At 61.5% G+C, this 1867-nt stretch carries 1 protein-coding gene; it reads left to right on the forward strand.

From position 1 onward, the window contains the following. A partial coding sequence (locus QYS36_RS16130) for an Ig-like domain-containing protein (RefSeq protein ID WP_308840440.1) occupies window positions 1-1867 on the forward strand: 1867 nt, incomplete at both ends.

Genomic DNA, 1867 nt, shown 5'->3' on the forward strand with positions numbered 1-1867 from the left:
GTCGGTCACTGATCCCGCAGGCAACACCGGTTCGGCTACCGACAGCGGCGCTATCGACACCACTGCGCCGGTGATCACCGTCGATGCTCCGGCTATCACCAACGACACCACGCCGACCATCTCTGGCACCACCGATGCGCCAGTGGGTAGCACAGTTACCCTGACAATTACTCAGGGCACCAATGTCATCACCGTGACCACTCCGGTTCTGGCTGGTGGCACTTATACCGTCGATGTACCGCAAGGGCTTACTGAAGACTCGTACTCCGTTGATGCAACGGTCACCGATGCCGCAGGCAACACCGGTTCGGCTACCGACAGCGGCGCCATCGATACCACTGCGCCGGTGATCACCGTCGATGCTCCGGCTATCACCAACGACACCACGCCAACCATCTCTGGCACAACCGATGCGCCGGTGGGTAGCACCGTCACCCTGACAATTACTCAGGGCACCAATGTCATTACCGTGACCACCCCGGTTCTGGCTGGTGGCACCTACGCCGTCGATGTACCGCAAGGGCTTGCTGAAGGCTCGTACTCCGTTGATGCAACGGTCACCGATGCCGCTGGCAACACCGGTTCGGCCACTGATAGCGGTGCTATCGACACCACCGCTCCGGCAATCACTGTCGATGCTCCGGCCGTTACTAACGACACTACGCCAACCATCTCCGGTACGACCGATGCGCCGGTTGGAAGCACCGTTACCCTGACCATTACGCAGGGCACGACCGTATTGACTACTACGGCGACGGTCGTAGCGGGCGGTACTTATTCAACGGACGTACCTGCTGGTCTGGTTGAGGGTTCTTACTCGGTCAATGCCACCGTCACCGACGCTGCCGGCAACACTGGGACCGCTACCGACAGCGGCGCCATCGATACCACTGCGCCGGTGATCACCGTCGATGCTCCGGCTATCACCAACGACACCACGCCGACCATCACTGGCACCACCGATGCGCCAGTGGGCAGCACCGTCACCCTGACCATTACCCAAGGCACTACCGTCATTACCGTGACCACGCCGGTTCTGGCGGGTGGCACCTATACCGTCGATCTGCCGCAGGCATTGGCTGAGGGCCCGTATACCGTCGGAGCCCAGGTCACGGACGCTGCGGGCAACACCGGCAGCGCTACCGACAGCGGCACCATCGACACCACGGCCCCGAGCATCACAGTCGATGCGCCTGCGATCACCAATGACACGACTCCTACGATCACCGGCACTACCGATGCGCCGGTGGGCAGCACCGTAACCCTGACCATTACCCAAGGCAGTACCGCCATTACCGTGACCACGCCGGTTCTGGCTGGTGGGACTTATACCGTCGATGTGCCGCAGGCATTGGCAGAAGGCCCATACACCGTCATTGCTCAGGTCTCGGATCCGGCTGGCAACATCGGTTCGGCAACCGATAGCGGTGCTATCGACGTTACAGCTCCAGTACCGACCATTACCCTCGATGCCAACATCACTGCCGATGACGTGATCAACAGCACCGAAGCCGGCCAGCAGATTCCCGTCACCGGCACCATTGGTGGCGACGCCAAGGTCGGTGACACCGTCACCCTGACCGTCAATGGCAATACCTACACCGGGCTGGTGACCAACACCAACGGCACCTTGGGCTTCAGCATCAACGTACCCGGCGCCGACCTGGTCGCCGACGCTGGCCAGACCATTACCGCCAGCATCAGCACCACCGATGCCGCCGGTAACGTCGGCACCGCCTCCGACACCGAAGGCTATAGCGTCGACACCACTGCTCCAGTACCGACCATTACCCTCGATGCCAACATCACCGCCGATGACGTGATCAACAGCACCGAAGCCGGTCAGCATATTCCCGTCACCGGCAGC

It is taken from the genome of Pseudomonas sp. G34 (genome assembly GCF_031119625.1).
In the GTDB taxonomy this organism is placed as follows: domain Bacteria; phylum Pseudomonadota; class Gammaproteobacteria; order Pseudomonadales; family Pseudomonadaceae; genus Aquipseudomonas.